The organism is Pseudomonas sp. PARCl1 (assembly GCF_947311875.1).
GTDB classification, from domain to species: domain Bacteria; phylum Pseudomonadota; class Gammaproteobacteria; order Pseudomonadales; family Pseudomonadaceae; genus Aquipseudomonas; species Aquipseudomonas juntendi.
In genome coordinates this window covers 1-1146 of sequence record NZ_CAMZMX010000112.1, presented here as the reverse complement: position 1 = coordinate 1146, position 1146 = coordinate 1, and the positions used below count along the sequence as shown (strand labels likewise).

The following is a 1146-nucleotide window of genomic DNA, read 5'->3' as shown; positions in this document are numbered from 1 at the left end:
GTGGGAGATTCTATGGTTTTAGGGAAGTTTTTTAAGCGGCTTTTGACCGATACTCGTCTCCGCTTTTCAGTAGGGCAAATACTACTCTCGCCAGTTTGCGTGCGAGCATGACAAGCGATGCTGTCGTGCTAAAACCACGCGCCAGGCGCTCTTCGTAGTACGACTTCCATGCTGCTGTGCGGGATGCTGACATAGCCGCGTTGTGAAGGAGGCGTCGAGCTTCAGGGTCTCCTCGCTTCGTGAGCTTGGATTGCCCTTTTTTCTGCCCCGACTGCGCAATCCTCAGATCCATACCCAAAAAGGCGATAAACGCATCACCCCCGCTGAAGTTGCCACGCTGAAACGTCGCTGTCAGGCGAGCAGCAGTTAGAAAACCCACCCCTTCGACCTTCATGCAGCGCTTTACCTGAGGCATCAGCCCGGCCTTTTCCAGCAGGCCCTTGATCATCTTCTCCACCAGCAGCTCAAGCCGCTGCATCGCACGCAGATGCGTCTTGAAGGCGGCTTTGAGTAGCGGTTCATTGGCCCACCCCTGAGTCAGGCTGGTTCGTGCCTGGACCAGTCCTGCACGTCGCCGGAACAAGCTCAGAAGCTGTCGATAGATAGCCGGTGGCGGCGCCCAGGGCGTTAGGTCCTGCCCTTCGTTCTTCAGATAGCGGGCCAACAGCTGGGCATCAATTGCATCAGTCTTAGCGCGTACGTTGACACCTTTACGGTAATGGCTCAGGGCGTACCCATCTACCACGTAAATCGTATGCCCGAACTCAAAGGCCAGATCCGTAAACAGGACGTGATAGATGTTGGTCGCTTCGATAGCGACGGACATCGCACCCGAGAGGCCTTTGAGCCATTTCTTGATAGCTGCTTTAGTATTGGGGATTGCTATGAGTTCTGCTGATTCATCGTCCCAAATGACCAATTCTGTTTTGGCCACATCCACGCCAATCAGCCGCTTTGAATCAGCAACCACCATTGCCATGAGCAACTCTCCTCGATAGTGTTGGAGTACTTGAAGGGTCACCCAGAGGCGCTGGCTTGTGTCTTTCGTCGGTCCGAGCCCGGAAGCATTCTTTATCGGCGCTTGGGTGAAAAGGGAGGAGGGGCGAGGTCTCCCACGGTCTGTACTGCGCTAACAGTCAGAAGCTG

1 protein-coding gene is annotated in these 1146 nt (G+C 55.0%); it reads right to left on the bottom strand.

Annotated elements, in window-relative coordinates; all coding sequences use genetic code 11:
- Positions 1-31 precede the first annotated feature (31 nt).
- Complete coding sequence (locus QME24_RS24730) at positions 32-979, bottom strand: IS110 family transposase (RefSeq protein WP_029886225.1); 948 nt, start codon at positions 977-979, stop codon at positions 32-34.
- Positions 980-1146 lie beyond the last annotated feature (167 nt).